At 64.9% G+C, this 25736-nt stretch carries 19 protein-coding genes and 1 tRNA gene; 10 read left to right on the top strand and 10 right to left on the bottom strand.

Features of this window, described 5'->3' with window-relative positions; translation table 11 throughout:
- The first annotated feature begins 22 nt into the window (after positions 1–22).
- Entirely contained in the window at positions 23–847 is an 825-nt protein-coding gene (locus tag FG91_RS17170) for a hypothetical protein (RefSeq protein WP_037517276.1), read from the top strand.
- On the opposite strand, the gene FG91_RS17175 is transcribed toward FG91_RS17170, so the two are convergent.
- Positions 844–1275 (bottom strand): hypothetical protein, encoded by a 432-nt coding sequence (locus tag FG91_RS17175; RefSeq protein ID WP_235212078.1) that lies wholly within the window; start codon positions 1273–1275, stop codon positions 844–846. The genes FG91_RS17170 and FG91_RS17175 overlap by 4 nt on opposite strands.
- Before the next feature lie 111 nt (positions 1276–1386).
- Between FG91_RS17175 and glpX the strand changes: the two genes are divergently transcribed.
- Complete coding sequence (glpX, locus tag FG91_RS17180; RefSeq protein ID WP_037517418.1) at positions 1387–2355, top strand: class II fructose-bisphosphatase; 969 nt, start codon at positions 1387–1389, stop codon at positions 2353–2355.
- Between the two features lie 137 nt (positions 2356–2492).
- Here the strand turns inward: glpX and FG91_RS17185 are convergent, their stop codons facing one another.
- Positions 2493–3656 carry a serine hydrolase domain-containing protein gene (locus tag FG91_RS17185; RefSeq protein WP_081940654.1) on the bottom strand — a complete coding sequence of 388 codons (1164 nt, stop codon included), beginning with the start codon at positions 3654–3656 and terminating at the stop codon, positions 2493–2495.
- A gap of 104 nt (positions 3657–3760) precedes the next feature.
- Positions 3761–4249, bottom strand: a complete 489-nt coding sequence (locus tag FG91_RS17190) for a flavodoxin family protein (RefSeq protein WP_037517422.1) — start codon at positions 4247–4249, stop codon at positions 3761–3763.
- A 65-nt stretch (positions 4250–4314) separates the two neighbouring features.
- On the opposite strand from FG91_RS17190, the gene FG91_RS17195 reads away from it, so the two are divergent.
- The 6 genes from FG91_RS17195 to FG91_RS17220 all read left to right on the top strand — a co-directional run bounded on the left by FG91_RS17195 (position 4315) and on the right by FG91_RS17220 (position 10655).
- The gene (locus FG91_RS17195) at positions 4315–6276 is read left to right on the top strand and encodes an alkyl/aryl-sulfatase (protein ID WP_037517279.1); all 1962 of its coding nucleotides are present in this window, start codon (positions 4315–4317) and stop codon (positions 6274–6276) included.
- Positions 6277–6301: 25 nt separating this feature from the next.
- A complete protein-coding gene (locus tag FG91_RS17200; protein WP_037517281.1) occupies positions 6302–6829 on the top strand; it encodes a PH domain-containing protein in 528 nt (175 codons plus the stop codon).
- Positions 6826–8340: a PH domain-containing protein gene (locus FG91_RS17205; RefSeq protein WP_037517284.1), complete on the top strand. Its 1515-nt coding sequence runs from the start codon at positions 6826–6828 to the stop codon at positions 8338–8340. Before FG91_RS17200 ends, FG91_RS17205 begins: the two co-directional genes overlap by 4 nt.
- Complete coding sequence (gene recJ, locus FG91_RS17210) at positions 8337–10106, top strand: single-stranded-DNA-specific exonuclease RecJ (protein WP_037517287.1); 1770 nt, start codon at positions 8337–8339, stop codon at positions 10104–10106. The genes FG91_RS17205 and recJ overlap by 4 nt, the downstream gene beginning before the upstream one ends.
- 22 nt (positions 10107–10128) lie before the next feature.
- Positions 10129–10512 (top strand): VOC family protein, encoded by a 384-nt coding sequence (locus tag FG91_RS17215; protein ID WP_037517288.1) that lies wholly within the window; start codon positions 10129–10131, stop codon positions 10510–10512.
- A 67-nt stretch (positions 10513–10579) separates the two neighbouring features.
- Positions 10580–10655: transfer RNA gene (locus FG91_RS17220), tRNA-Glu, on the top strand.
- A gap of 29 nt (positions 10656–10684) precedes the next feature.
- On the opposite strand, the gene FG91_RS17225 is transcribed toward FG91_RS17220, so the two are convergent.
- From FG91_RS17225 to FG91_RS17245, 5 genes are all read right to left on the bottom strand, one after another.
- Positions 10685–13273, bottom strand: coding sequence for a hypothetical protein (locus tag FG91_RS17225; RefSeq protein WP_037517291.1), 2589 nt, complete (start codon positions 13271–13273; stop codon positions 10685–10687).
- An 89-nt stretch (positions 13274–13362) separates the two neighbouring features.
- Positions 13363–13818, bottom strand: coding sequence for a hypothetical protein (locus FG91_RS17230; protein WP_152568156.1), 456 nt, complete (start codon positions 13816–13818; stop codon positions 13363–13365).
- Between the two features lie 120 nt (positions 13819–13938).
- Complete coding sequence (locus tag FG91_RS17235; RefSeq protein ID WP_052187798.1) at positions 13939–17313, bottom strand: TonB-dependent receptor domain-containing protein; 3375 nt, start codon at positions 17311–17313, stop codon at positions 13939–13941.
- A gap of 83 nt (positions 17314–17396) precedes the next feature.
- Positions 17397–18458 (bottom strand): FecR family protein, encoded by a 1062-nt coding sequence (locus tag FG91_RS17240; RefSeq protein WP_081940655.1) that lies wholly within the window; start codon positions 18456–18458, stop codon positions 17397–17399.
- Positions 18455–18964, bottom strand: coding sequence for an RNA polymerase sigma factor (locus tag FG91_RS17245; RefSeq protein ID WP_037517297.1), 510 nt, complete (start codon positions 18962–18964; stop codon positions 18455–18457). Before FG91_RS17245 ends, FG91_RS17240 begins: the two co-directional genes overlap by 4 nt.
- Before the next feature lie 306 nt (positions 18965–19270).
- On the opposite strand from FG91_RS17245, the gene FG91_RS17250 reads away from it, so the two are divergent.
- Positions 19271–21196, top strand: coding sequence for an alpha/beta hydrolase family protein (locus tag FG91_RS17250; RefSeq protein WP_152568157.1), 1926 nt, complete (start codon positions 19271–19273; stop codon positions 21194–21196).
- Between the two features lie 52 nt (positions 21197–21248).
- Positions 21249–21965: a response regulator transcription factor gene (locus FG91_RS17255; RefSeq protein WP_081940656.1), complete on the top strand. Its 717-nt coding sequence runs from the start codon at positions 21249–21251 to the stop codon at positions 21963–21965.
- A gap of 173 nt (positions 21966–22138) precedes the next feature.
- On the opposite strand, the gene FG91_RS17260 is transcribed toward FG91_RS17255, so the two are convergent.
- Together FG91_RS17260 and FG91_RS17265 are read right to left on the bottom strand one after the other, a co-directional pair.
- Positions 22139–23185 (bottom strand): ACP S-malonyltransferase, encoded by a 1047-nt coding sequence (locus FG91_RS17260; RefSeq protein ID WP_037517299.1) that lies wholly within the window; start codon positions 23183–23185, stop codon positions 22139–22141.
- Complete coding sequence (locus tag FG91_RS17265) at positions 23182–25383, bottom strand: thiamine pyrophosphate-dependent enzyme (RefSeq protein WP_037517302.1); 2202 nt, start codon at positions 25381–25383, stop codon at positions 23182–23184. The genes FG91_RS17260 and FG91_RS17265 overlap by 4 nt, the downstream gene beginning before the upstream one ends.
- Between the last annotated feature and the right edge of the window lie 353 nt (positions 25384–25736).

The raw sequence follows: 25736 nt of genomic DNA on the forward strand, positions 1-25736 counted from the left end.
TAAACGGGGAACGGGGGCGGACATGGACATCGAAATCAGGCGCGGGCTAACCGAAGCGCGGATGCTGGCGGGCGAACATTGGCGGGCGCTGCTCGCCTATATGCTTCTCGGCGTCGTGCTCCCCTACCTGTTGCTGGCGAGCGAGCCGGTGCTGAGCATCGAGGTGCTCGTCGCGCTGGCCCTCGTGCCCGAAGATTTCCGGTTCACGGGGTCGATCGTGGGTCCGCTGTACCTGCTCGGCATCTGCGCGGCGCTGCTGTGCGGAGGGATGCTCGCGCTGTGGAGGGCGCTGCTTGCCGAGATACGCGAGGGCTATATCGCCGAAATCATGTACGGCATGGTCGCGGGCGCCGCCTATCTGATCGCCGGGCTCCTCTTCTATTATCTCATCGGCTTCCTGCTCGCCCTGCCCTTCCGATTGACCGTCGGGATGGAGGTCGCGCGCGCCGAGGGCACGCCGATCGCGATCGGCCGCCAGATTCTGCTGGTCCTGCTCAGCGCCTGGTTCAACGCACGCCTCTGCCTGATCGGGCCGATCATGGCCGAAGCCGGCAAGCTGGAGCCCGTGACGGCTTTTAGCGAATCATGGCACCGGACAGCGTCGCGCCAATGGTCGCTGGCCGCACTCTATCTGGCATTTAATATCGTCGCCGCGCTGCTGATCGGGTTGCTTTTCGTGTCGCATAGCTATCTGATTGTGGGCGGTGAAACGATGCGGATCGCCGCCATGGCGATGAGCAGCGTCTGGCTGATCTTCTGGTGCGGCTATTTCGCCGCCGCCACGCTGGTTCCCGCCGGCCTCTACCGCGCATCGAAGGCCGGAGCCCCTGCCGCGACCTTCGCCTAAGGCTCCTCTTCGGGCGTCGGCGGCGTACCCGTTTCGGGGTCGGTCGCGCGCTTCACCGCTTCGTAGAGCGCATTATATTCGGGGCCGGGTTTCACTCGGCCGCCGAGCGACATCCAATTGTGCGGCAGCGTGTCCCACATCATCATCTGCGCCTCGGCACGCGGGAGCTTCGGCGGTGCCTCGCGGCCCTCGTTCGCGATCGCGCGCAGTTCGGGCGACAGGCGGTGCAGATCGGTGTCGGAACCGCACACAGTGATCGAACCGTCGTCGGCGGGTTTGCAGCGCTTGATCGGGTCGACCATTTCCTTTGCCTTCGCGGCGGCGCTCTCGGCATCGCGCGGCGGCGGCGGCGCGGGCGGTCCCTGCGTCTGCGCGGCGGCGGGCGTCATCGCGGTCATCGCCCCGGTCATCACGACGACACAGCTCATGGCGAAAGCGGCACCGAATCGGGTGAAGCGTTCTCGACAAGTGGCGCGGGCGACCATATGGCGCCCACCATGCCGACGCGGCGGAACAAGTAAAGACGGAGAGTGGCGAACATGACGAATAGCAGCAACCTCGACCGGGTGCTCGTGCTCGAAATGGTGCGCGTCACCGAAGCCGCGGCGATCGCCGCCGCGAAGCTGATCGGGCGCGGCGACGAGAAAGCCGCCGACGCCGCCGCGGTCGAAGCGATGCGCACCGCGTTCAACACGCTCTATATGGACGGCACGATCGTCATCGGCGAAGGCGAGCGCGACGAGGCACCGATGCTCTATATCGGCGAAAAGGTCGGCAACGCACCGGGCAAGGGCCCGAAGATCGACATCGCGGTCGACCCGCTGGAAGGCACGACGATCACCGCCAAGGCCGGCCCGAACGCGCTCGCGGTGCTCGCGATCGCCGAGGAAGGCTGCCTGCTCAACGCCCCCGACGTCTATATGGACAAGCTCGCGGTCGGCGCCGGCTATTCGCCGAACATCGTCAATTTCGACAATAGCGTGCGCGAGAATGTCGAAGCGGTCGCGCGCGAAAAGGGCTGCAAGCCCGAACAGATCATCGTCTGCGTGCTCGACCGTCCGCGCCACGAGGCGATCATCGCCGAACTGCGCGCGATCGGCTGCGGTGTCGCGCTGATCCCCGACGGCGACGTCGCCGGCGTGATCGCGACGACGAACCCCGACACCAATATCGACATTTATATGGGTTCGGGCGGCGCCCCCGAAGGCGTGCTCGCCGCCGCGGCGCTGCGCTGCGTCGGCGGCCAGTTCAAGGGCCGCCTGCTCTTCCGCAACGACGACGAGCGGCTGCGCGCGAAGAAATGGGGCATCGAGGATCTCGACCGCGTTTACGACCTTGAGGATCTTGCCAAGGGCGACGTGATCTTCGCCGCCACGGGTGTCACCGACGGATCGCTGCTGCGCGGCGTCAAGCGCCGCCGCGACGGCGTGATGACCACCGAGACGGTGGTGATGCGCGCCTCGTCGGGCACGGTGCGCTGGGTGAAGGGCGAGCATCGCTCGCACTGACCGCGAAACGGCGGGCGGAGGCCCGCTGCCGACGTTACCGTTCGTCGCCCCTGCGAAGGCGGGGGCGACGATATAGACGATATATTACGACGCGGCCTGCGTCAGCTTTTCGCCCGGCCTTGCGCGGGGAACTGCCATCAATTCCCGGCGGTCAGGCCGGGAATATATCGTGCCGCGATCTTATCGACGAATTTCTCGGGCGAAGCGCCCATCAGGTTGGTCAGAACGACAATCGAGAGATCGTCGCCGGGATAGATGAATATGGCGGCGCGGGCTCCGCCGACCGGCGTGATGGCCGGATGATCGGCACGTCGCGCCGACGGCCAACCCAATCCATAGCCATTGATGGTCGAGCCAAAACCGCGATAGGTGCCGTCCGCTTGCGGCTGTGGCTTCCAAAGCTGCTGCAGGCCGTCCTTGCTGACAAGCTTCTGCTTTTGCAGAGCGATGACCCACTTTGCCAAATCGGTGGACGTCGTTCGGACACCACCGGCCGGGAATACCATTTCTGTCCATGGTTCGTGCCGCGCAAACGGAACCTTGCTTCGTTCGACGCCGACGGTCTTCATCCCCTCGATCCGCAGCGTCAGATGCGTATAGAGCGTCGCCGCCTGGGGCCTGGCTTTGGCGCCGGTAGTGTCGGCAAAGCGCGTGCGCTTCATCCCCACGACATCGAACTGCCGATCGCGCACGAAGTCGGCGTAGGACTCGCCCGTGATCTTCTCGATAATTTTCCCCATCGCGACATAGTTGGTCTGGGTGTAGTCGAATTTCGTTCCCGGCGAGAGTTTCAGGGGAAGCATCTGCACCTTTGCCCAGGCGGCATCTGGCGCAGCGCCGTCGAGCAGCCGAACATTGTCATCCGCGATTTCGGGCAGACCCGACGTGTGGGTCAGAAGCTGCCGAGCGGTAATGCCGCTCCACGTCTCGGGCAGTGTTTCCAGATATGTTTTTATTGGGGCATCGAGATCGAGTTTGCCGGCTTCGACGAGCTGCATCGCCGCGACGCCGGCAACGGCCTTGCTGATCGAGTTGATCGGAAAGCTGGTTTGTTCGGTGACGGGGGTCGAGGCCTCGATATTGGCCTGACCATAGGCGCCGGTGAACAGGATCTTGCCCTGCCGCACGATCGTCAACTGGAGCCCTGGAATGCCGCGCGAGGTCATCTCGCTCTGGACCAGCTGTTCAATGGCTGCCTTGTTTTCAGCCTCCGCGACGGACGGTGTGCGGGCACTGACACTATCGCCAAGCCCGCCCAGGACCGCAATCAGGCCGATTGCGGCAGAAATTCTATTCAGCATTATTTGATGGTCCTGAAGCTTGAGGAGTATATCAACTGCGTTTTTCTTGCCGTATCAATACTGTCGCGGGCGTCAAGCTTCGGCAATAAAAGAGAAAAAGTTGTTCAAAATATTCCCGCCGTCAATCCTTCGGCGAGGGCTGCGCCCAGATCGCGCGCTTCGGCGAGGCGATCCGGGGCTATCGTCTTGGGTGCAAGGATCGCTTCGGGCGTCTGCGCGTCGGTGTTGACGATGATATGATCGGCGACGCGCCGCAGCCGCCAGCCGGTGGCGATCCGGTCGAGCTGGCGCTGGGCATTTTCGCCGTCGGAGCCCGCGCAGATGATCGTCGCATAGGGGCGGCCCTCAAGCCGTCCGAGGCAGGGGTAATAGCAGCGGTCGAACATCTCCTTCATCGCGCCCGACAGCGCGGCGAGATTTTCGGGGCCGACGAAGAGATAGCCGCCCGCGGCGTGGAGATCATCGGGCGTCACATCGGCGGCGGCGATCAGCCTTGCCGCCGTACCGGCACCTTCGGCGGCCGCCGCGGCGAGCGCCTCGCTGCCACCGGTGCGGCTGTGCCAGGCGATCAGGAGGTGCGGCGCGTCGGTCATGCACCGATGCTTGCCAAGCCCAGGCACGCGGCGCAAGCTGCCGCGAAACATGGGGGAGACATGACATGCGCCGACTGACCGCCCTGCTGCTTGCCGGCACCCTGCCCTTCGCCGCTGTGGCGCAGGACGCCGCGAGCGAGGCGACGCGCACCGCGCAGGCCGAAATCGCGAAACGCCTGCCGCTCGACGATCCGCGCGACGAAGCCAATGTGATGCGCGGCAAGCTCGCCGAGATTCCGGGCGGGGTGATTACGGGCAAGGACGGCAAGATTGTGTGGGACCGGCGGCCCTACGCCTTCCTCGATGCCAAGGCGGCGCCCGATACGGTCAATCCATCGCTGTGGCGGCAGGCGCGGCTGAACGCGGTGCACGGGTTGTTCGAGGTCGTGCCAGGCAAGATCTGGCAGGTTCGCGGTTACGATATTTCGGTGATGACGATCATCCGCGGCAAGAGCGGGTGGATACTCGTCGACCCGTTGCTGTCCGAAGAGGCGGCGGCGGCGAGCTGGAAATTGTTCGCCGACACCGTCGAGGCGAAATCGGGCAAGTTACCGATCAAGGCGGTGATCTTCAGCCACAGCCACAGCGACCATTTCGGCGGCGTCGGCGGCATCGTCACCCCCGAACAGGTCAAGCGCGAGAAGATCCGCATCATCGCGCCGCACGGCTTTTCGGAGGAAGCGACGTCGGAGAATGTCCTTGCCGGCACGGCGATGGGACGCCGCGCGCTGTACATGTTCGGGTCGATCCTCGCCCCGGGGCCGACGGGACAGGTCGACACCGGGCTGGGGCCGAAACTGTCGTCGGGGACAATCGGTTATATGGAGCCGACCGAGAGTGTCGCCGCGACGGGCGGCACGCTGACGATCGACGGGCTGGCGTTCGAATTCCTCGACGCGGGCGGCACCGAGGCGCCGTCGGAGTTCGTCTTCTATATCCCCGCGTATAACGCGTTACATACCACCGAGGTGGTCACGCACACGCTGCACAATGTGCTGACGCTGCGTGGCGCGCAGGTGCGCGATGCGCTGCACTGGTCGAAGGTGATCGACGCCGCGCTCGTCCGGTGGGGCGGCAAGGCCGAGGTTGCGCTGGCGTCGCATCACTGGCCGACGTGGGGCGCGGGCGAGGTCAGCAGCCTGCTCACCAGCCAGCGCGACATCTATCGTTATGTCCACGACCGGACCTTGTTCCTCGCCAACCGCGGCGCGACGCTCCACGAGCTCGCCGATGTCACGCCCGAGGCGCCGGGGCAGGCGACGGACTTCGGTGCGCGCGGCTATTATGGCACGGTCAACCACGACATGAAGGCGACCTATCAACGCTATTTCGGCTGGTGGGACGGCAATCCCGCCAATTTCAACCCGCTGCCGCCCGAGCAATCGGCGCCGAAATATGTCGCGCTCGCGGGCGGTGCCGACAAATTGCTCGCGGCGGGCAAGGCGGCGATCGCGGCGGGCGATTATCGCTGGGCGGCCGAACTTTTGAACAAGCTCGTCTTTGCCCAGCCGAACAACAAGGATGCGCGCGCGGCGCTCGCCTCGGCCTATGACCAGATGGGCTATCAGGCAGAGTCAGGCGCGTGGCGGAATTATTATCTCGCCGCCGCGGCAAGCCTGCGCGGCACCGCGGTCGAAAGCCTGTCGGGCAACGGGCAGAGCCGGTCGTTCGTCAGCGCGATCCCGACCGCGGTGTTTTTCGACGCGCTCGCGACGCGCTTCGACGCCGCGAAAGGGAGCGCGGTCAAAGGCACGTTCCAGTTCATCCTGCCCGACAGCCAGGAAGCGGTCGCGATCGTCGTCGGCGGCGGGGTCGAGGTGCCGCGGTACGGCATGACCGACCCCGCGCCGACCGCAACGATCATAATAAACCGGGCGACGCTCGACGATGTGATGCTGGGGCAGGCGCAGTTTCCGGCGTTGCTCCAGTCGGGTGCGATCAAGATCGACGGTGACCGCATGGCGTTCCTGTCGTGGTTCGCGCTCCATCCGCCCGCCGACCCGCGCTTCAATGTGGTTGTGCCATAGGGCCGCCACCGACTATCGGAGGAATATGACCGACACGCCCGCGCACCCGACCGACCCTTTCGACGCAGAGGCGCTCAATGCCGCCGAGGGGCTCGATCCGGTCGACCCCGCCTATGCGCAGGTGCTGCGCATCGCGACCGCGCTCAACCTGATCCCGCTCGCGATCGGTGCGAGCGTGTTCGATGCGCTGCTGATCCGCCATATCGAGGGACCGTACGGGCTGATCACCGCCGCCGCGTGGGTGATCGCGGCGATCGTGATCGTCAGCTTTCCCTCGCGCCGCGTGTCGCGCTGGGGGTACAGGATCGGCGAAGGGCAGCTGCGCGTCGCGCGCGGCTGGCTGTTCCGCACCGACACCATCGTGCCCTTTGTGCGCGTCCAGCATATCGACGTCGGGCAGGGACCGATCGAGCGCTGGTTCGGGCTGTCGCACCTGATCGTCCACACCTCGGGCACGCATAACAGCACGGTGACGCTGCCCGGGCTGCACGCCGACCTGGCGGCCGCGATGCGCGAGACGATCCGCCGGCATATCCAGACCGATTTCGCATGAGCGACGGCGCCGTCATCGCTGCGACCGAAAGCGAGCCGGACTGGCAGCGGCTGCACCCCGCGACGCTCGCGCTCGCCGTCGTCAAGCTCGGGCCGCGCTCGCTCAACTTCCTGCCCGCGGTCGCCGCCTTGGGGTTTACCGGGAACTGGGTGTATATCGTGCCCGCGATCGGCGCTTTTCTGCTCATCTCGCTGCTCGCAGCGTGGTTTCACTGGCTGCGCTTCCGCTTTCTCGTCGGCGACGACGAGGTCGTGATCGAAAGCGGCGTTTTCGCGCGCCAGCATCGCACCATCCCCTTCGACCGCATCCAGGACGTCGGCATCGAACAGGGGCTGGTCGCGCGCGCGCTCGGCATCGCCAAGGTCGGGTTCGAGACGGGTGCGGGCGGCAAGGAGAATGACGCGAGCCTCGACGCGATCGCGCTCGATTCGGCGCAGGCGCTGCGCGCGACAATCCGCGCGCATCGCAGCGGCGAGGTGGCGGCGCCTGTTGCAGCCGATGCGCCCGAGGCATCGCCCGCCACCGAGGACCGGTTGCTCTTTGCGATGGGGCCGCGCCAGTTGCTGCTCGCGGGTCTGTTCAACTTCTCGCTCGCCGCGCTCGCCGTCGTCGGCGCGGGCATGCAGTTTTTCGACGGGCTGCTGCCGTTCGATTTCAACGTCTTCAACCCAAGGGACTGGATCGATATCGCCGAGGATTATGGACTCGACCAGTGGGTGATCGCGCACCGCTGGGTCGCGGGCGTCGGCGCCGCCATCTCGCTGATCTTCATCGGTTTTGCGAGCGGGATCGCGACGATGTTTTTCGCCAACTGGGATTTCCGCCTGACACGTGAGCCGCGCACGCTGCGCCGCACCCGCGGCCTGACGACGCGCACCGACGTCGCGGTGCCGGTGAAGCGCGTGCAGGCCGCGATCCTCGTCACCGGCTGGTTTCGCCAGCGCTTCGGCTGGCACGAACTGCGCCTCCAGAGCCTGGCGAGCGACGGCGGGAAGGAAAATGACCATCAGGTCGTGCCCTTTGCGAAGCTCGACGCGATCGACCCGGTGCTGGACGAGGTCGCGATCCGGCGCTCCGACGCCGGCCAGTCATGGCAGCGGAGTCACGGCATCGTTGCGCTCGGCGGGCTGATCGGCGCGGTCGGCGCGACCACAGGCGGCCTCGTCGCGGTTTCGTTCGGGCAGGAACTCGGCTGGTTCGGGCCCGTCGCAGGGCTGCTGATCGGCGCTGGCTCCCTGTTCGGCGCCCGTTTCCATCGCTGGGCCGACCTTGGCGAACAGGTCGCGATCCGGCGCGGCGCGTGGAAACCCAAGACGACGCTGCTGCCGCACGCGTCGGTGCAAAGCGTCGACCTCAAGAGCGATTTCATCCTGCGCCCGCTCGGCCTTGCGACCCTGGTGTTCGGCGTCCCCGGCGGCAGCGCGCTCGCGGCGCACGAGATCCCCGCGATCCCACTCGCCGCCGCGCAGGACCTGCGCACCCGCATCCTCGCCGCGAGGGCACGGTCGTGAGCGAAACGGCGCTGGGGATTACGCACTCGATCAAGGGCCAGCCGTGGCACTGGCGGCGCGCGAGCGCCGACATGGCATCCGAAAATCTCGCCCCCGACGATCTTGTCACGCAACTGCTGCTCGCGCGCGGGGTGACGCGCGACGACCTCGACCGCCAGCGCACGCCAACCTTGCGCGGATTCATGCCCGACCCCTCGCTGTTCCGCGACATGGACGCGGCCGCCGCACGGCTCGCCGATGCGGTCGAGCGCAAGGAAGCGGTGACGATCTTTGGCGATTATGACGTCGACGGCGCGACCTCGGCGGCTTTGCTCGTGCGGTTGCTGCGCGGGCTCGGGCTGCCCGCCGGCGCCTATATCCCCGACCGGTTGATGGAGGGTTATGGCCCCTCGGGCGCGGCGCTGGTCAAGATCGGCGAGGCGGGGTCGAAACTCGTCGTCACGGTCGATTGCGGCGCGCAGGCGTTCGACGCGATCGCCGAAGCCAAGGCGGCGGGGGTCGAGGTGATCGTCGTCGACCATCACCAATGCGCGACGACGCTGCCCGCGGCCTTTGCGCTGGTGAATCCCAACCGGCTCGACGAGGAACCGGGTGCCGCGATCCACGGCAATCTCGCCGCGGTCGGGGTCGCCTTCCTGCTCGGCGCGGCGCTGCTCCGTACCCTCCGCGCACGCGGCTTCTTCGCGACGCGCGACGAGCCGGCACTGATCGACCTGCTCGACCTTGTCGCGCTCGGCACCGTCGCCGACGTCGCGCGGCTCACCGGTTTCAACCGCGCGCTGGTGACGCAGGGGCTGAAGGTGATGGCGCGGCGCGGGAACACCGGCCTCGCCGCGCTGATGGACGCCGCGCGCCTCACCAAGCCGCCGAGCGCGAGCGACATGGGCTTTGCGCTTGGTCCGCGGATCAACGCCGGCGGGCGCGTCGGCAAATCCGACCTTGGCGTGCGATTGCTCACGACATCGGACCCGCAGGAAGCCGCCGACATCGCGGTCGAGCTCAACCGCCTCAACGAGGAACGCCGCGCGATCGAGGCCGCGGTGCTCGAACAGGCGATCGACGCCAGCGCGGCGTGCGGCAACGCGCCGGTCGCGATCGTCGCCGGGCAGGGCTGGCACCCGGGGGTGATCGGCATCGTCGCCGGGCGGCTGAAAGAACGGCTGCACCGCCCCGCGATCGTCATCGCGCTCGACGAGGATGGCGTCGGCAAGGGATCGGGGCGCTCGATTTCGGGCGTCGACCTCGGCGCCGCGATCCTCGCCGCGAAGGAGACGGGGCTGCTCGTCGCGGGCGGGGGCCATGCGATGGCGGCGGGGCTGACCGTCGCCGCCGACAAGGTCGACGCGCTCGGCGCTTATCTGAACGACCGCCTCGCCGCCGATGTCGAGCGCGCGAGCGGCGACAAGTCGCTGCTGATCGACGCGGTGCTCGCGCCGCGCGGGATCAACCCTTTGTGGTGCGACGCGATCGAGAGCGCGGGCCCGTACGGCGCCGGCTGGCCCGCACCGCGCGTCGCGACCGGGCCGGTGCGGATCGTCGAATCGGGGATCGTCGGCACCGACCATGTCCGCCTGATCGTGTCGGGCGACGACGGCGCACGCTTCAAGGCGGTCGCGTTCCGCAGCGCCGAGACCGAATTGGGTCAGGCGTTGCTCCACGCACGCGGCAGCCGCAAACTATGGCTCGCGGGCCGCGCGAAACGCGACGATTGGGGCAGCCGGCCGGCCGCCGAACTCCACCTCGAGGACGCGGCCTGGGCCGACTGAGGGCACGAAGGGAAAAGCAACGATGTACAGCCACACCACAATCGGCGTCGACGATTTCGCCAGCGCCGAACCCTTTTACGACGCGATCATGGCGGTGCTCGGGCATCCCGGTTTCGCGCGGCAGAGCGAAGGCAAGGGCTATGGCACGCCGACCGGCCCCAAGGTCTTCGTCGGCCCGGCCTTTAATGGCGAACCGGCGTCGGTCGGCAATGGCACCCACATCGCCTTCATCGCCGCCGACCGGGCGACGGTCGATGCCTTTCATGCCGCGGCGCTTGCCAACGGCGGCAGCGACGAGGGCGCGCCGGGGCTCCGCCCCCATTATCACGCCAACTATTACGCCGCCTATGTCCGCGATCCGGAAGGCAACAAGCTGCAGGCGGTATGCCATTCGCGGCGCGGTTAAATTAGCGCCGATTGAGTCCTTGACCGGGGGAACACTCACGGCTAATGCGCCGCTTCACCGATCAGACGGCCCCTTCGTCTAGCGGTCTAGGACGTCGCCCTTTCACGGCGAAAACACGGGTTCGAGTCCCGTAGGGGTCACCATCAGTCAAGCGCATGGACCGTGCGCACCATCAAAACTTCTTTCGCACCGTCAATCGCACCACGCGGCCGAGCGGCTCGACTTCGTTGCGGCTATATCCAGCAGGGACCGTCCCGTCTTCGCGCGTCACCCGGCGATACCCGCCCAGGAGATCGTTGATATCGACGGACAGTTTGAGCCCGCTCATCAAACCCTTCTGGCCCGGAACCCCGAACACACGGTCGGGTTCGATGAAGGCCGAAAGATTGAGCTTCAGCGGCGGCTTGAAGACAAAGACTTCATCGCCCCCCCGCAATCGTCCCGGGCTGCTCCAGTTGCCGCTGAGCGTGCCGCCGATCCCCCGCCTGCCGATCGATGCCTGAAACGACAGGCTGTGACGCGATTGCCCGCCGGCGCGAAGCTGGTCGATCACCGGGACGCCGGGACGGGTGAGCAACTCGCTTTTCAACCGCATGCCGTGATTGAGCGACAGGTTGAGCTGCAGCGGATCGCCGGCCGTTTCGTTTCGCCCCTCCCCGCCCCCGAGCGCCAGCCGCAGCGCGACGCCGGAGGACAGATCGGCATTGGTATCGCGCGCGAGATTGATCGCACGCGCATCGACCGCGACGAGCCGCCCCGCCGCATCGCGCGTGACCCGCTCGGGAAACGCGGCCTCGATCGCGGGGGTCAGTTCGGGAAAGGCCGCCAGGCCGCCCTTGGCGACCGACTGGCGATAACCGAAGTTGAGGGTCAGTATCTGGTTACCCAGCGGCCGCACCGTCGCCGAGAAAGCCAGACTTTGCCGGCGGCCGCGCTTCAGGTCGGGATTTCCGCCGGTGATCCAGACGGGTTCGGCGACCTCCTGACGCGCATAGTCGAAGATGCGATTGATCGTCGTGACGATCGGTCCATCGAGCTGGTCGAACGTCGGCGCGGCGTCGGCATAATCGATTCCCCCGCGAAGCTGGAGAACCGGCCATGGCGACCAGCTGATATTGCCGCCGAACCCCTTTTGCAGCCGGCTGTTCGTCATCGCGTGCGCGTTGGCGGTGAGGTCCACGGTCAGGTCGCCCAGCCAGCCCGCGCCCGTCCCACCGCCGCGCGAAATCGGGACGCTGAGCGACATCAGCCCGCTCGACTGGTTGCGCGTCACGCTGTTCGAGGCGATCAAATTCCCCGAAGCATCGCTTTCCCGGTTTTGCGTGCGGTTGCGGCCGGTGTTGGCGGTGAGATTCCAGGTGAGCGGCCCCGCCGGAAGGTCGATGACCGCCTTTCGCACATTGAGCCGGGCGCTGAGATTCTCGCCGTTCGTCCGGGTGCGGGTCGCGATCATCAGGCCTTCGTCCCACAGGCCATAGGGATTGAAGGCGGGATCGCGGTCATCGATCAATTGCTGGACGCGCGCGACATCAATGCCGCTTTCAAGGAAATTGTCCGCCCAGCTCCGCGCATAGCTCGCCGCAACGCTGGTCTGCCAGCCGCGAATATTGCCGGTCAGCGTCAGCGAGGCGCCGAGCGACGTGGCACCATTGTCGGCGCGAAGCGCGCGCTCGCCCGCAAAAGGCCGCGTCAGCACGACATCGCCCGCAAAGGGCGACCAGGGATGGCCCGCGGGGAGGACGACCGACGCCATCGGCAGGCCGCGCAGCCCGTCGCTGCTGTTGCGGCTCACATCGACGTTCAGCGAGACGGAAAAATCGCCCAGCGGGCGCGTAACGCCGACCCCGAGCGCGGCGTTGCGCCGCGACGATTGCAGCGTTTCGAAGCGGTTGGGATCGACGGGATGGAGGTCGCCGGCGGTCGCGGCAAAATCGTCGAGGCCGGGCACCTCCGTCAGCGCGCCCGCGGGGATGGCAGCGGCCGTCACCCGCTCTCCCGCGGCAAGGCTGAGCGCGGGATCGATCTCTCCGCCGCCGGGCACGGAAATGAAGCCGACGCTGTCGAACACCCCGTCCCGCCGTGGCAGTCGGCGCGCGGTCTTGCGAAAGGCGCTGTCCGCACCGACCCGTGCCTGGGCGTTCCAGCGCGTGTCGCCGTCGATCGCCGTTCGCCTGACCGACAGCGTCCCGCCATAGCGGCCGCCAGCGGTCGCGAAATCGGCGCCCGCATCGGCATTGAGCATCGCGAACTTCTTCTTGAGCACCAGATTGACGACGCGCTTGCCCGCCCGTTCGCCATAGAGCGCCGCCGCTTCCGGTTTCAGCACGGCGAGCCGGTCGAGCGCTTCGGCGGGATAGGAAAGAATCGAGCGATCGAAGCCCGCGGGCTTGCCGTTGATCAGGATGACGGGTTCTTCGCCGCTGCCGTCGATGAAGGGCGCAAGGCGCGTCAGCAGATCCTGGATGCTGTCGGCGCCGCGGCTGGCGATCTCTCCCTCGCCGAATTCGGTTTCGGCCGGCACCTCGGCCTCGCCGCGGCGCGCGGCCGTGACGACGATTTCATCGGGGTCATCCGGCGAAACTATAACGCCCGGCGGAGCCGACCCTTGCGGACCCGGCCCCGCCGCGACGTCCCCCTTATCCGTTTCGGCATGGGCTTCCATGCCGTGCACCGCGGCCATCACAATGGCCAGCGACGCCACTTTCGCGGCACAGACCATCTTCTGTCCCAGATACTCCAAAACCAGCGTCGTCGCTTCCATTGCAGGGAATGATTAACCCGCAATGGCGGGCGCATCCATTGGACGCGCCCGCCATCCTATTCCTATAGTATTCTATAGAAATGACCTGGTTACGGAGCAGGCTTGTACACGGTCCCCGAAACATAGCAGGGCAAAGTGCCCGTTTCCGGCGGGAGCACATCATCGACCGCAATGCTCCCGCTACCATCAGGATTGGTCGTGACCGTTCCATGCAGATCACCAAAGCAGTTGCCAAGGGTGACGGTCTCCACGCGCATGCCCGCGATCGTCAGCGCGCCGCCAACGAGGGAGTAGCTATGCGGATTGCTGGTGATATTCAGCGCCGCACACGTCGGCTCCGGCGCTCCGATGGCGACAGTGGCCGTACCCGTAGTGGCGGTAGCGGGAGTCAAAGTTATGCTGGCCGTGCAATTCAGGTCAATGCCTTTGAAAACATCGACCGTTCCGGTGTACGTCTGGGCCTGCGCCTGAGCCGGCGCCACGGCGCCAGCGAAAGCAGAACCCATCATTGCCAAAGCGGCAAAAGCAGATGTGAATTTTTTCATATTAAACACCCTTTCCCATTAAGTTGATACTATAATTGAAAGAATTAATGATGAAATTTTACACCGTACTTTTCTATACAACTTCTCCCTGTTTCCTCTAACTGTTGCGAATGATGTAAATCAGAATTTCACCGCTGCGCTAAGACCAATGATGCGCGGATCAGGCGTAAACACATTGGTGGTAAGTCCATTGTCATCGCTATTCACAAAGAAGCCGGTAATTGGTGTCTTTTTGAACAGGTTTTTGACATAGAACTGGAGCGCGAAATCGGATTCCGAACGGGCCAGCGTGACGGCCACGTTGACATTATCCCAAGCACGAAGCCTGTCGAACTCCGTGTTATAAACCCGGCCATAGCTTTTCGACTGGCGATAATAGTCGCCGCGGAATGTCAGTTCCCAATCACCGCCTTCGATAAAGAAGGTATATTGAGCGCCGATATTGGCCGTAAGGCGCGGAGCATTGGGCAGTTCATTGCCGGTCAGATCGGCATAGAAGCCGCGGCCGCCATTGGGCGCGCCACTTGTTGCGCCCTTCCAGGCATTCGGATTGGCGGGATCGAAGGGAGCAATCACCCCCACCTTGGTCGGATCGTAGGGCGCCAGCGGATTATAGGTAACGCCATACAACCGCCAGAAATCAGGACCATTGGCCCTTCTGTCGGGTGCATAGCTGCCGAGACGATCGGCTCCGGGACATAGAGCCGCAAGGGCAACCGCGCCGCCGCCTCTGGCCAGAATTCGTTCGACCAACGCGCTCGGCGCAATGCAGTTCGACGGAACCTGCAGCCAGGGGCGCAGCACGACCCAGTCGGGATCGCCCTGCGTCCGGTTCATCACGTCGATCGACTGCGCCCCCTTGCCCAGCCGGGTCTTGAGATAGCCCAGATTGGCGTCGACACGGAAAGCACGGGAGGGCCGCCACGCCGCCTCGAATTCCAGTCCCCAACTCGTCGCATTGAAATTCTCGTTATAGGCGATGCGATCGACGATCTGGGAAACCTGAAAATCCTTATAGTCGTAAAAGAAGCCGGTAGCATTCAGCGTGAAGCGCCCGCCATCGAAACTGTTCTTCGTGCCGATTTCAAAGGCGTTGACATATTCCGGCCTGAAAGTTTGCGGCAGAAACTGGAACTGCACGACATTCGGATTGAAGTCGATGCGGGGTGGATTGACCCCGCCGCCCTTGTATCCGCGCGAGACCGAGGCGTAGATCAGCGTGTCATCGGTAAAATTCAGATCCGGCTTCCAGTCGAGCACCGCCCGCCCGGTGAACCGGCCCCAGGACTGCACGATATCGTCCAGCGCAGGATATCCGCTATTGACGCGGCCGCCGGTGATGTCCCCCACAAATGCCGGCCCCGACGGATTATTGATTCCTCCACCGAGCAGCAATTGGCTGGGAACCTGATCTGCGCGCTTTTTGTCCTTTGTATAACGAGCGCCAAGCGTCAGCTTGAGGTCTTCATTGATATTCCAATAGGCTTCACCAAAAGCCGCCCAGGACTTTATACGAACGCCATTCTGACTCAGAAAATAATTATGACCCTGATTGTTCAAGCTATCGAGCGGATTTGGATCGACATAGGGGCATTCCCTGTCTTCATTCCCGAGTTCGCACGGAAGCAGGCCTCTTCCAGGAACACTACCGGGGCCGAGAGGAGGGGTGCTGCTATATTGCCGTTCCGCGATCAGCGTGAACATATTGTTGAATACATAATAATTGTCTTGCGACTTGAAATCGAGATAGTTCGCGCCGGTAAGAAAATTTACCGGCCCGTCGAAACTGGACTGAAGCCGAAACTCCTGTGACCATTGCCTGTTTCTTGAGTGATTCAAGTCGGCTGAGATCATGCGATCCGAGCACCCCAGTTGCGGGTCGCAAAATATCCCTCCCGGGGTGGGGCCCGGATAATTTGCAGAATCTATCGGCCTGTTACCAATGAACAAATTTGGTTGAGCCGAATCCTCGAACAATGGAACAGTGACAAAACGGTTATAATCTTGGGACGAGAAAAAACGGTCCCGAGAATAAGCTGTTTGTGAAATGAACTGCAGCGCCTCCGATGGCTTGAATTCCATATTGAATTGGACGACATCATTTTTTGCCCGGAATATCGGATCATAATTTGATGAAATTTCACGCAAATTTCGCGATTGTGTCACGCCGGCGAGCGGATTGCGGATCTTTACCTGCGGCAATACCCGATTGGGCTGGCCTGGCCGTCGCAGGGTGCCGACATTCATGCCCTCACTGGGATGGTACAGATATACGAGCGCCGAACCGTTGGGCGTGCCGAATGCCGCATCATCATAAAGCGACCCCGGCAGACAGCCTTGACCTATGCGCCCGCGAAGATTGACGTCGGTAACCGCCACATTGCCAACTTTTGCCGCGCCCGGATCCGTGGTGCAGAGTTGCTTGCCCGTGCGCAGACGGTTGTCGTCTTCCTCGAAATGCTGCCAGATCACATTGGCGCGAAAGCTGTCGCTGGGCTCCCAAGCCACGGTGGCGCGCGTCGACCACAGGTCGCGGCCATTTATGCGGGTTTGAAAAAAGCTGTTATAATCATAACCATCGCGCTTGGTCATGATGCCTGCGACACGAACGCCCAAGGTATCGCCCAAGGGAATGTTGAGCATGCCGCTGAGGCGCCTTGTAGAATAATTTCCGACCTCGCCCTTTATCTCGCCGCCGAAGTCCGCCTCGGGCAGCGCGGGGATCATGTTCACCACGCCCGCTGTCGCGTTTCGGCCGTAAAGCGTGCCTTGCGGGCCGCGGAGCACTTCGACGCGCTGCAAATCGAAAAACTCGGCTTCGAACAGGCGATTGCGAACGAGAGGGGTCGAGTTGAAACTGACCGCGACCGCCGGGTCGCTCGACGCCGAAATCGACTGCGTCCCAATTCCGCGGATCGAGAAATTATACATGCTGAAATTGGTTTTGGAGAAACTGACGTTGGGGACCGCGCGCAGCAGTTCCGATCCGCCCTCGATCTTGCGATCATCGAGCGCGTCGCCCGACAGCGCCGTCATCGCGATCGGCACGTCGGTGATCTTCTCTTCCTTCCTCTGCGCCGTCACGATGATTTCGTTGCCGTCGCTGATTTCCCGGACCAGTGCCTCGGGCGCGGCGGCTATCGGCGCGGCGCTCGCCGTTTCCGCCGGAAGCTGCGCGATCCGGCGCATCGGGCTGATGACGAATATCTTTCCGTCGCGGCGATAGGTCAGCCCCGTCCCGCGAAGCAGTTCGCGGAGCGCCTCCTCGGCGCCCGACCGGTGCCGCAAGGTCTCGCTGCGCTTGCCGCGCACCGCCTTGCCGTCGAAAATCACCTGCACCCCCGACGCGCGCGCGAAAGCACGCAATGCGCCGCCCAGATCCTGGGCCGGAATATCGAACTGCTGAACCTGGCGCGCTTCAGCATAGGCAGGTGCCGACACGGCAACCAGCGCGCCGAGCGCAAGACTCGACAACAAATAACGACGTTTGGACATACCCTCTCCCTCTATGCGAGGGATCGATATTATTGCCCCTCTGTCATAAAGACGAACCACCCACCCGGTTGCGCCCCAGATTTTTATCTTTGGTCCATTTTTTCTTCGTCGTTATTCGAATTTACAGTTTGGATAATGATATTGCCGCCTTCTTCGTGCGCGGCCAGCGGATAGAGCGAGGTCACGCCCTTGACGAAACTGTCGGCGTCGCCCGCATCGAACACGCCATTGACCAGATGACGGCCGGCCGCCGCATCGGCGAGGACGATCGGCGATGCCGCGTAGCGGTTGATCCGCTCGACCGCGTCGCTCAGCGGCATATCGACGAAATCGACCTGCCCGCCTTCCCACCCCAGCGAGCGTCCCGCATCGACGGGAAGGATTTCCGTCGCGCCCGACGAAAGGCTGGCGACCAGTTCCTGCCCGGGCAAAAGCTGGGTCGTCGCCTGCGTGGCCGGCAGCCGCGCCTTGATATGCCTTGCGGCCGCGCCGCGCGGAACGACGGCGACCTGCCCTTCGAACAGCATGACGCGGAGTTGGTCGCGCAGCAGCTCGACGCTGAAACTCGTCCCGATCGCCACCACCGATTGCGAACCCGCGGTCACGGTGAACGGCCGGAGCGGATCTTTTGCGACATCGAACTTCGCCCGGCCGCGATCGAGTATGATCGCGCGGCGATGGTCGGTGAAGGATACCGACATCTGGCTGGCGGCATCGAGCGAGACACTCGACCCGTCGTCGAGCCGGACGATCCGCCGCTCGCCAACCTCGGTGGAATAGACGTCGGGCCTCTCGCTCCAATACCAGGCGCCCATGCCCGCGGTCATCGCGAGCGCGGCCATCGTCGCGACAGCACGGCGGCGCGTCGGCGCGGGCTCGGCCGCGCGGCGCGCCTTTTCCATCGCGGTCAAAGCTTCGGCGCGGAGCGACAGGAAGCCGGGCATTTCGGCGATCGCGTCGGTTCCCTGCCACACCGTCACCATCTGCTCGAAATGGTGGGCGTGGCGCTCGTCCGCCGCCAGCCATTCGTCGAAATCGCTTTGTTCGCCGACGGTCAGCGCGCGGTCGGCGATGAGCAGGCACCAGGCGGCGGCCTGTTCCTCCCGCTCGGCGATCCGATCATTGTCATTCTGTGGAGCCATCATGGCCGCCGCTCCATGCGGCGCGCGAGGAAGACCAGCGCGCGCGAAATATGCTTGTCGACGGTGCGGAGGTGAAATCCGAAATTATCGGCGATCGTCTGCTTCGGAATATTCTCGACGCGGTACAATATGAAAATCTGCTGCGTCGGTTCGGGAAGCGCCTGGATCGCGGCCCACAGGATCGAAATCGATTCGCGCGCCGAAGCGATCCGAAAGGGGTCAAAACCGTCGACGCCGGCGCTGGCGTCGCTTCGCACCGCGTCCGCGAAGTTCCGGCGCACGCGGTCGTGGCGCGCCCGGTCCGTCACCAAATTGGCGGCGATCCGGAAAATATAGGCGGCACTCGTCTCTTCATCGCCCCTTTGCGCGTTCGATAGCCGCAAAAAAACTTCCTGGGTCATGTCTTCGGCTTCCGCGAGGCTGGCAACGCGCCGGGAAAAAAAGGCGATCAGCGGCGGCCGGAAATTCCGGGTCAACCGCTCCAGTTCGGAGGCAGGTTCCGCCGTCACGTCTCTCCCTTTTTTCCCTCTCCAAAGACAAGACGGTTATCGGGGCCAAATGCGCCCTCTTTTTTGCAAGCACCGCCGATCCCGAAAGCTCCGTAGAGATGCGAACTTCAGAGTGCCCTCCAGCAAGTCTTCGCACGCCCAAAGCTAGGTGGCGAGTAACATTTGATTTTTTCACCTAGTTCGGGAAAACACCGGCCGACGATATAGCTGTCTGTCTTTCGGGGGGAGGATGTGTTGGGGCTTGAGCGCAAGCATAAGCGGGATGTGGCGCGGGTGTCATGGCGCGCGTATATTCTGGCCGCGACAGTGCCTCTTTTCTCTCCGGGCACGCTCGCCGCGGCGGATTCCAAAGCGCCGACCGTAACCCCGACCTTTGCCCCGTTGCCGACCAGCGCCTTCGCCGCGCTGCCGTTCGTCGAAGATGTCGATCTGTCGCCCGACGGCACGCATATCGCGGGGCTGTTCGGGATCGCGGGCGAGCAGCGCATCATGATGATGTCCCTGCAGGGCGACCGGTCGAAACGGGTCTTGATCGCCGTTCCCGACCAGACTCAGGTCGCGTGGATCCGCTGGGTCGGAAACGACAATATCATCGTCGGCCTCTATTCATTGATGCCGGTCGAGGCCGACCGCTGGTATATTTCGCGGGTGATCGGCATCAACCGCGGGACGGGAAAGATCACCAGGCTGCTCTGGGACAGCGGCGGGCAAAATGCGTCCGACGTGTTGTGGGTTCCGGCCGACGGCGGCACCGAAATCCTCATCGCGGCGCAAAACTCGATCTATAGCAACCTTCCCGATTTCTGGCCGGCGGTCTATCGCGTCGACGTAGCGACCGGGCGCAAGCGGATCGCCGAAAGACCGCGTCCCAATGTCTTCGACTGGGGTGCAGACCATCTCGGCCAGATACGCTTTGGCATCGGCTATCGCGACGCAAGTACCCAGTCGACCCTGCTGTACCGATCGCAGGGCGAAGGGGCGTTGCGCGTGATCGACAGCGCAAAGCTCGGCGCCGAAGAGGAATTGACCATTCCTTTCCACTTCGTGCCCGGCAGCAACAACGGGTTCGTCATCAAGGAAATCGAGGGTGGCCGGTCCGCGGTCGTCGAGATCGACGTTCCAACTGGCAAGGCGGTGCGAACGGTCTACGCGGCCGACGATGCCGATGTCGAAAGCGTATTGCTGGCATCGAACGGGGCGAAGCTGCTCGGCGTCCGGACCAGCGACCGCAGCACGCCCTTGCGCTGGATCGATCCGGCGATGGCGGCGCATCAAAAGACGCTCGAGGCGGCCTCGCCGCAATCGAAGGTCCGGATCGAGAGCCTGAGCGCCGATCAGAGCAAGATGCTGGTACGCTTCAGCACCCCCGACAATCCCGGCCTGCTCTTCTATTTCGACGCGGCGACGGGCGATCTGGTCAAGCTGGCGGCGATGAACGACATGATCGGCGGCAAACGCCTCTCGCGCGGGCGGATGGTCCAGTACAAGGCGCGCGACGGGCTCGAGATCGAGAGTGTGCTGACGATGCCGCGCGGCCGGCGCGACAAGAATTTGCCCTTCATCGTCATGCCGCACGGCGGGCCGTGGGGCCACGACGAGCTAAGCTATGACTATTGGGCGCAGTTCCTCGCCGAACGCGGCTACGCCGTGCTCCAGCCCAATTTCCGCGGATCGACCGGCTATGGCGCCGCGTTCGAAAAAGCGGGTCAGGGACAGCTGGGTTTCGCGATGCAGGACGATGTCACCGACGGCGTCCACTGGGCGGTGAAGGAGGGGATCGCCGACCCCAAACGCGTGTGCATCGTCGGCGGCTCCTATGGCGGCTATGCCGCGATGTGGGGGACCGTCAAGGATCCCGACCTGTATCGCTGCGCGATTTCGATCAACGGCGTCGCCAACCTGCGCCGCGAAGTCAATGATTTCGGCGGGATGATGCGCGAACGCCTCTATCGCGGCCAGTGGCAGAAGATGACCCCCGATTTCGCCGCCGTCTCGCCGATCAACGCCATCGCCCGGATCAAGGCGCCGCTGCTGCTCATCCACGGCAAGAAGGATGTCACCGTCGACCACGGCCAGTCGGCGCGCATGTATTCGGCGATGACGAAAGCCGGCAAGACGGTCGAGTTCGTGTCGGTCCCGCTCGCCGACCATTATTTCACGCGTCAGGCCGATCGCATGACCTTGCTGACCTCGATCGAAACCTTCCTCGCCAAGCATAATCCCGCCGACTGACCTGCGGCGCCAACCGCCGCGCGCCAGCCCGCGGTCGATCGGCGGCTCCAAAATGGCGCCATCGCCGACCCTTCGCCGCTGTTCGCACGCGGCCTCAACCGGCATCCCGGTTTTCGTGATCGAAAGCGGGGGCCATATCCATCTGATCCTGCCCGACCCGACCGAGCGGGCGGCCTGTTTCCGTGTGCTCGCGGCGGGGTCCGAACGGATCGTGCGCAGCTTTGCCAGCGCCGACGCGTGGGTTGAAGCCGAGGGCCAGGATTCGTGCGGCATCCTGCTCTTTCACTGGTGCCAGCCCGGCCGGATCGGCGGCGCGGCGCTGCTCGACCGCGTCGCGGCGCGCGCTGGGATCGTCGCCTTCGTCGCCGCCGAGCAGCTGAGCATCGCCGAATCGCGCGCGATCCTGCGCGGCGGGGCACAGGATCTGCTACCCGCGCCGCTCGACCCACGCCTCGTCCGCCGCACGATCGATGCGGCGCTCGCCGACTGGCGCGCGCGGCAGGGTGCGCTCGACCGACACCGCGAGGCCGAGGCACGGCTGGCGGCGCTGACCCCGCGCGAGCGCGATATATTGGACGCGATCGCGGCGGGGCTCGGCAACAAGGCGATCGCGCGTCAGCTGGAACTCAGCCCCCGCACGGTCGAGGTGCACCGCGCGAACATCATGCGCCGCGCCGGTGCAGGCAACGTCGCCGAATTGCTGCGGCTGCAGTTCATCGCCGAGTTCGCGCGCGGCGCGGCGGGCAATCCGCTCCGTTTTGGCGCTTGATTGTGCAGGACGCCCGGCCGGATGCGGCGCCGTGCGCCTATAAGGGACATGAACGGTGTCCCGCCCTTGAGTTGGTCCCCATTGGCGCTGCCGTTCATCCGCATGGGGTCAACCCCACCTGATTCCATGCGAACGGGCCGGCAGGGGATGTTCCTCCTCTGCCGGCCCTATCCTTATTCGGTGACGAGCGCGCGCTGTTCGGCGCGGCCCATCGACAGCAGGATCGGGTCGGCCAGCTGCCGCGCCGCGAAATCGGCCTTGCTCCGGATTCCCTGCCAGCCGATGCCGATCAGCGACTGCGCGATCGCGCCGCCGAGCGTGTCGCCGGGGCCCGGCAGGATGATGACGTCGGGGGCATATTCCCTGACCGCGACCTGCACCGACAGCGCAAAATCATAGGGCGCGAGGATCTGGTGGCCGAAGGTGTAATCCCAAATCGCGGCCGGATCGCTCGCATGGCGGCGCCAGATATGCCCGCGCCCGTCGACCAGCGGCAGCGCGGGGCGGTGGAAGAGCGAATGCGGCAGTTCGGCCATCGCCTTGTCCGAACTGCCGAACATCAGCGGCGTATGGAACGGCCCATGGCCCGCGAGGCGCAGCGGATCGCGCCCCGGCGTCGGCGGCGCTTCGGCGAGCAGCGCGGCAAGACCTTCTTCATTGCCCGCGAACACGAGCATGCCAGCGAGGTCGATCGACAGCGCGAGCGCGTGGCCCGGACGCACCGATATGTCGGCGACAAGACCAAACAGCGTCTCGCGCAGCCCCGGCACCGGCCGCCAATCCTCATCGACGACTTGCAGCAATATCTGCCCGCCGGGACCGTGCGTCTGACTGTTGAGTCCCATCGCGTTCGAGATGCGGAAGCCGTCCTCGACCGACACCGCACCGCCCAGGGCGAGCGCGCTGTACCAGCCCATCGAATTGCCCAGGGCGGCGGCGATGTCGAACTTGTCGCGGTCGATGCTGAGATAGTCGAGCGCGGTCGCAGTGTAGATCAGCGGCGCGGCGACATCGCCGCGCATATGCGTCGCGACGCTGAAACGCTCGGCGCCGTCGAGTTCGGTCACCGTCGGCTGGCCGCGCTCGCGGCGCTGCGCGTCGAAATTGGCGATCAGCTCGCCGAACCGCGCGCCGTGCAGCCGCGCGATGCTGCCAAGCTCGCTCTTGCCATAGGTGCCGCGGCCGGGGGCGACGACGAGCGCGGTCTTGCGCGCGCTCATGCGAGCAGCTCCTTCGCGGCGGCATAGATCGAATCGCGGCTCGGCAAGGTCAGCGTCGCCGCGCGGCCGAGCGGAATGAAGCTGTCGTCGGCCGCGATGCGCGCGAGTTTCTTGCCCGGCGTACGCTCGACAAAGGTCGCCATCAGCGCCTCGCTCTGCGATCCGGTGATGCGGCATTCGTCGACGATCAGGATGCGTTTCGCGTCGCCGACGGCTGCCACCAGTTTCTCCTCATCGACCGGGCCGAGCCAGCGGAGGTCGATCACGCGCGCCTTGACGCCGTCGGCGGCGAGCAGCTTTTCGGCCTGACGCGACAGGTAATAACCGTTGCCATAGGTGACGATCGCGAGGTCGGTGCCGTTGCCGTACACCCCGACGTCGCCGAAGCGGATCGGCGCGCCGTCGCCCGGCGCTTCATAGGCGCTTGTCCACAGGCCATCGCCTTCCTCGTGCAAGTCGCGCGTCATATAGAGCGCGATCGGTTCGACAAAGACGACGACGCGCTGTTCCTCGCGCGCCAGCCGCACACATTCGCGCAGCATCGCGACCGCATCGCGCCCGTTCGACGGCACCGCGAGGATCACGCCCGGAATATCGCGGAAGACGGCCAGGCTATTGTCGTTGTGGAAATGGCCGCCGAAGCCCTTCTGATAACCGAGCCCCGCGATGCGGAGCACCATCGGGTTGGTATACTGCCCGTCCGAGAAGAAGCTGAGCGTCGCCGCCTCGCCGCGGATCTGGTCCTCGGCATTATGGACATAGGCGAGGAACTGGATCTCGGGCATCGGAATAAAGCCATTGTGCGCCATACCGATCGCGAGCCCGAGGATCGCCTGTTCGTCGAGCAAGGTGTTGACGACGCGCGCCGATCCGAAGCGCTGGTGGAGCTTGGCGGTGACATTATAGACGCCGCCCTTCGGCCCGACATCCTCGCCCGCGACGACGATCTCCTTGTGCGCGAGCATCAGGTCGGCGAGCGCCCAGCTCAAAAGCCGCGCCATATGCTGCGGCTTGTCCATCGCGCCGGCGTCGCTGCCGAACATCGCCTTGCGATCCTCGTCCGACGGCGTATTGGCGCGCGTCACCTCGCGCTTCGGCGGGATCAGGCTTTCCATCACATGCTTCGGGGTCGTGATCTTCGGGCGCAGGATCGCCGCCTCGGCCTGCCGCGCGAGCGTGCCGCCGATATCCTCATAGGCGTCGGCGATCTCGGCGGGCGACATCCAGCCATGTTCGGCCATCAGCGCGGCGCCCGCGAGCAATGGGTCGCGCGCCTCGTCGGCCTCGATCAAGGCTTTGGGCAGATAAGCGCCCTGCACGTCCGAGCCGGCGTGGCCATAGAGGCGCACCGTCGCCATGTGGAGAAACACCGGTTTGCGGTAGCGGCGCGCATAGTCGGCGGCCTCGGCCGCACCGGCATAGGCCGAGACGAGGTCGGTGCCGTCGCACTTGATATAATGCAGCCCCGCGCGGTGGCGGAATTGCGCCTCGATCCAGCCCGTCGGCGTGCGCGTCGAAATGCCGATACCATTGTCTTCGCAGAGGAAGATGAGCGGCATCGGCGACCCTTGGAACGCCGCCCAGCCCGCGGTGTTGAACGCGCCCTGCGCGGTCGAATGGTTCGCCGACGCGTCGCCGAAGCTCGTCAGCACGACGGCGTCGTCGGGGAGCGGCAGCCCGGTCATACCGAGCCGGCGCGCGATGCCGATCGAGAAAGCGGCGCCGACCGCTTTGGGCAGGTGCGAGGCGATCGTCGAGGTCTGCGGCGGGATATTGAGCGGCTTCGATCCGATCACCTTGTGGCGTCCGCCCGAGATCGGGTCTTCGGACGACGCCGCGAAGCTCAGCAACATGTCCCACGTCGGCGTCCCACCCGGAAGCTGGCGCGACCGGTGGAGCTGGAACGCGTTCGAACGATAATGGAGGAACGCCATGTCGGTGACGCGCAGCGCCGCGGCGACCGCGGCATTGCCCTCGTGCCCCGACGATCCGATCGTATAAAAGCCCTCGCCGCGCGCCTGCAGATGGCGCGAGAGGCGGTCCATCTGGCGGCTGGTCAGCTGCGACAGGAAGATATCGGTCGCCTCGGCGCGCGACAGGCCGACCACCGCGGGATCGGGCGCGTCGGCGCGATCGGGCAATCTACCTCCGGCCAGCGCTGCCAAGAATTTTTCATGCACCGCTTGGGCCGCGTCCACGTGTCTCTCCTGTCGCGCGGCCGGTGGTTACAAGCGTAACAAACCGGCCGAATTTTTCCGCGCGCTAGAACGGGGCCGCCCAGCGCGCAAGCATCTCTTGCCTTGCTCGGTCCGCTCGCGCTACCACCATAATCGATGCACGATCGGGGCCGGGCCATCTTTTCAACATGATATCGATGTGGATCGCCCAGGGGTCGGCCGCGTCCGAACCGCCCAGCGCCGATACAGGCGGAGGATGGCTGATCGATCCCGAACTCGTCGATCCGGGCTATAGCCAGACGATCGCAGGCGGCGAGATCCAGACCGCCTTTCCGCCCCCACCGCCGTCGCCGCCACCGAAACGCGAGTGGCTG

This window comes from Sphingopyxis sp. LC81 (assembly GCF_000756375.1).
Taxonomy (GTDB): Bacteria; Pseudomonadota; Alphaproteobacteria; order Sphingomonadales; family Sphingomonadaceae; genus Sphingopyxis.

What these genes read in the sequence shown, in the direction of transcription:
- FG91_RS17170 (WP_037517276.1), top strand. Translation starts at nt 23, where the DNA reads ATGGACATCGAAATCAGGCGCGGGCTAACCGAAGCGCGGATGCTGGCG.
- FG91_RS17175 (WP_235212078.1), bottom strand. Translation starts at nt 1,275, where the DNA reads ATGAGCTGTGTCGTCGTGATGACCGGGGCGATGACCGCGATGACGCCC.
- glpX (WP_037517418.1), top strand. Translation starts at nt 1,387, where the DNA reads ATGACGAATAGCAGCAACCTCGACCGGGTGCTCGTGCTCGAAATGGTG.
- FG91_RS17185 (WP_081940654.1), bottom strand. Translation starts at nt 3,656, where the DNA reads ATGCTGAATAGAATTTCTGCCGCAATCGGCCTGATTGCGGTCCTGGGC.
- FG91_RS17190 (WP_037517422.1), bottom strand. Translation starts at nt 4,249, where the DNA reads ATGACCGACGCGCCGCACCTCCTGATCGCCTGGCACAGCCGCACCGGT.
- FG91_RS17195 (WP_037517279.1), top strand. Translation starts at nt 4,315, where the DNA reads ATGCGCCGACTGACCGCCCTGCTGCTTGCCGGCACCCTGCCCTTCGCC.
- FG91_RS17200 (WP_037517281.1), top strand. Translation starts at nt 6,302, where the DNA reads ATGACCGACACGCCCGCGCACCCGACCGACCCTTTCGACGCAGAGGCG.
- FG91_RS17205 (WP_037517284.1), top strand. Translation starts at nt 6,826, where the DNA reads ATGAGCGACGGCGCCGTCATCGCTGCGACCGAAAGCGAGCCGGACTGG.
- FG91_RS17215 (WP_037517288.1), top strand. Translation starts at nt 10,129, where the DNA reads ATGTACAGCCACACCACAATCGGCGTCGACGATTTCGCCAGCGCCGAA.
- FG91_RS17225 (WP_037517291.1), bottom strand. Translation starts at nt 13,273, where the DNA reads ATGGAAGCGACGACGCTGGTTTTGGAGTATCTGGGACAGAAGATGGTC.
- FG91_RS17230 (WP_152568156.1), bottom strand. Translation starts at nt 13,818, where the DNA reads ATGAAAAAATTCACATCTGCTTTTGCCGCTTTGGCAATGATGGGTTCT.
- FG91_RS17235 (WP_052187798.1), bottom strand. Translation starts at nt 17,313, where the DNA reads ATGTCCAAACGTCGTTATTTGTTGTCGAGTCTTGCGCTCGGCGCGCTG.
- FG91_RS17240 (WP_081940655.1), bottom strand. Translation starts at nt 18,458, where the DNA reads ATGATGGCTCCACAGAATGACAATGATCGGATCGCCGAGCGGGAGGAA.
- FG91_RS17255 (WP_081940656.1), top strand. Translation starts at nt 21,249, where the DNA reads ATGGCGCCATCGCCGACCCTTCGCCGCTGTTCGCACGCGGCCTCAACC.
- FG91_RS17260 (WP_037517299.1), bottom strand. Translation starts at nt 23,185, where the DNA reads ATGAGCGCGCGCAAGACCGCGCTCGTCGTCGCCCCCGGCCGCGGCACC.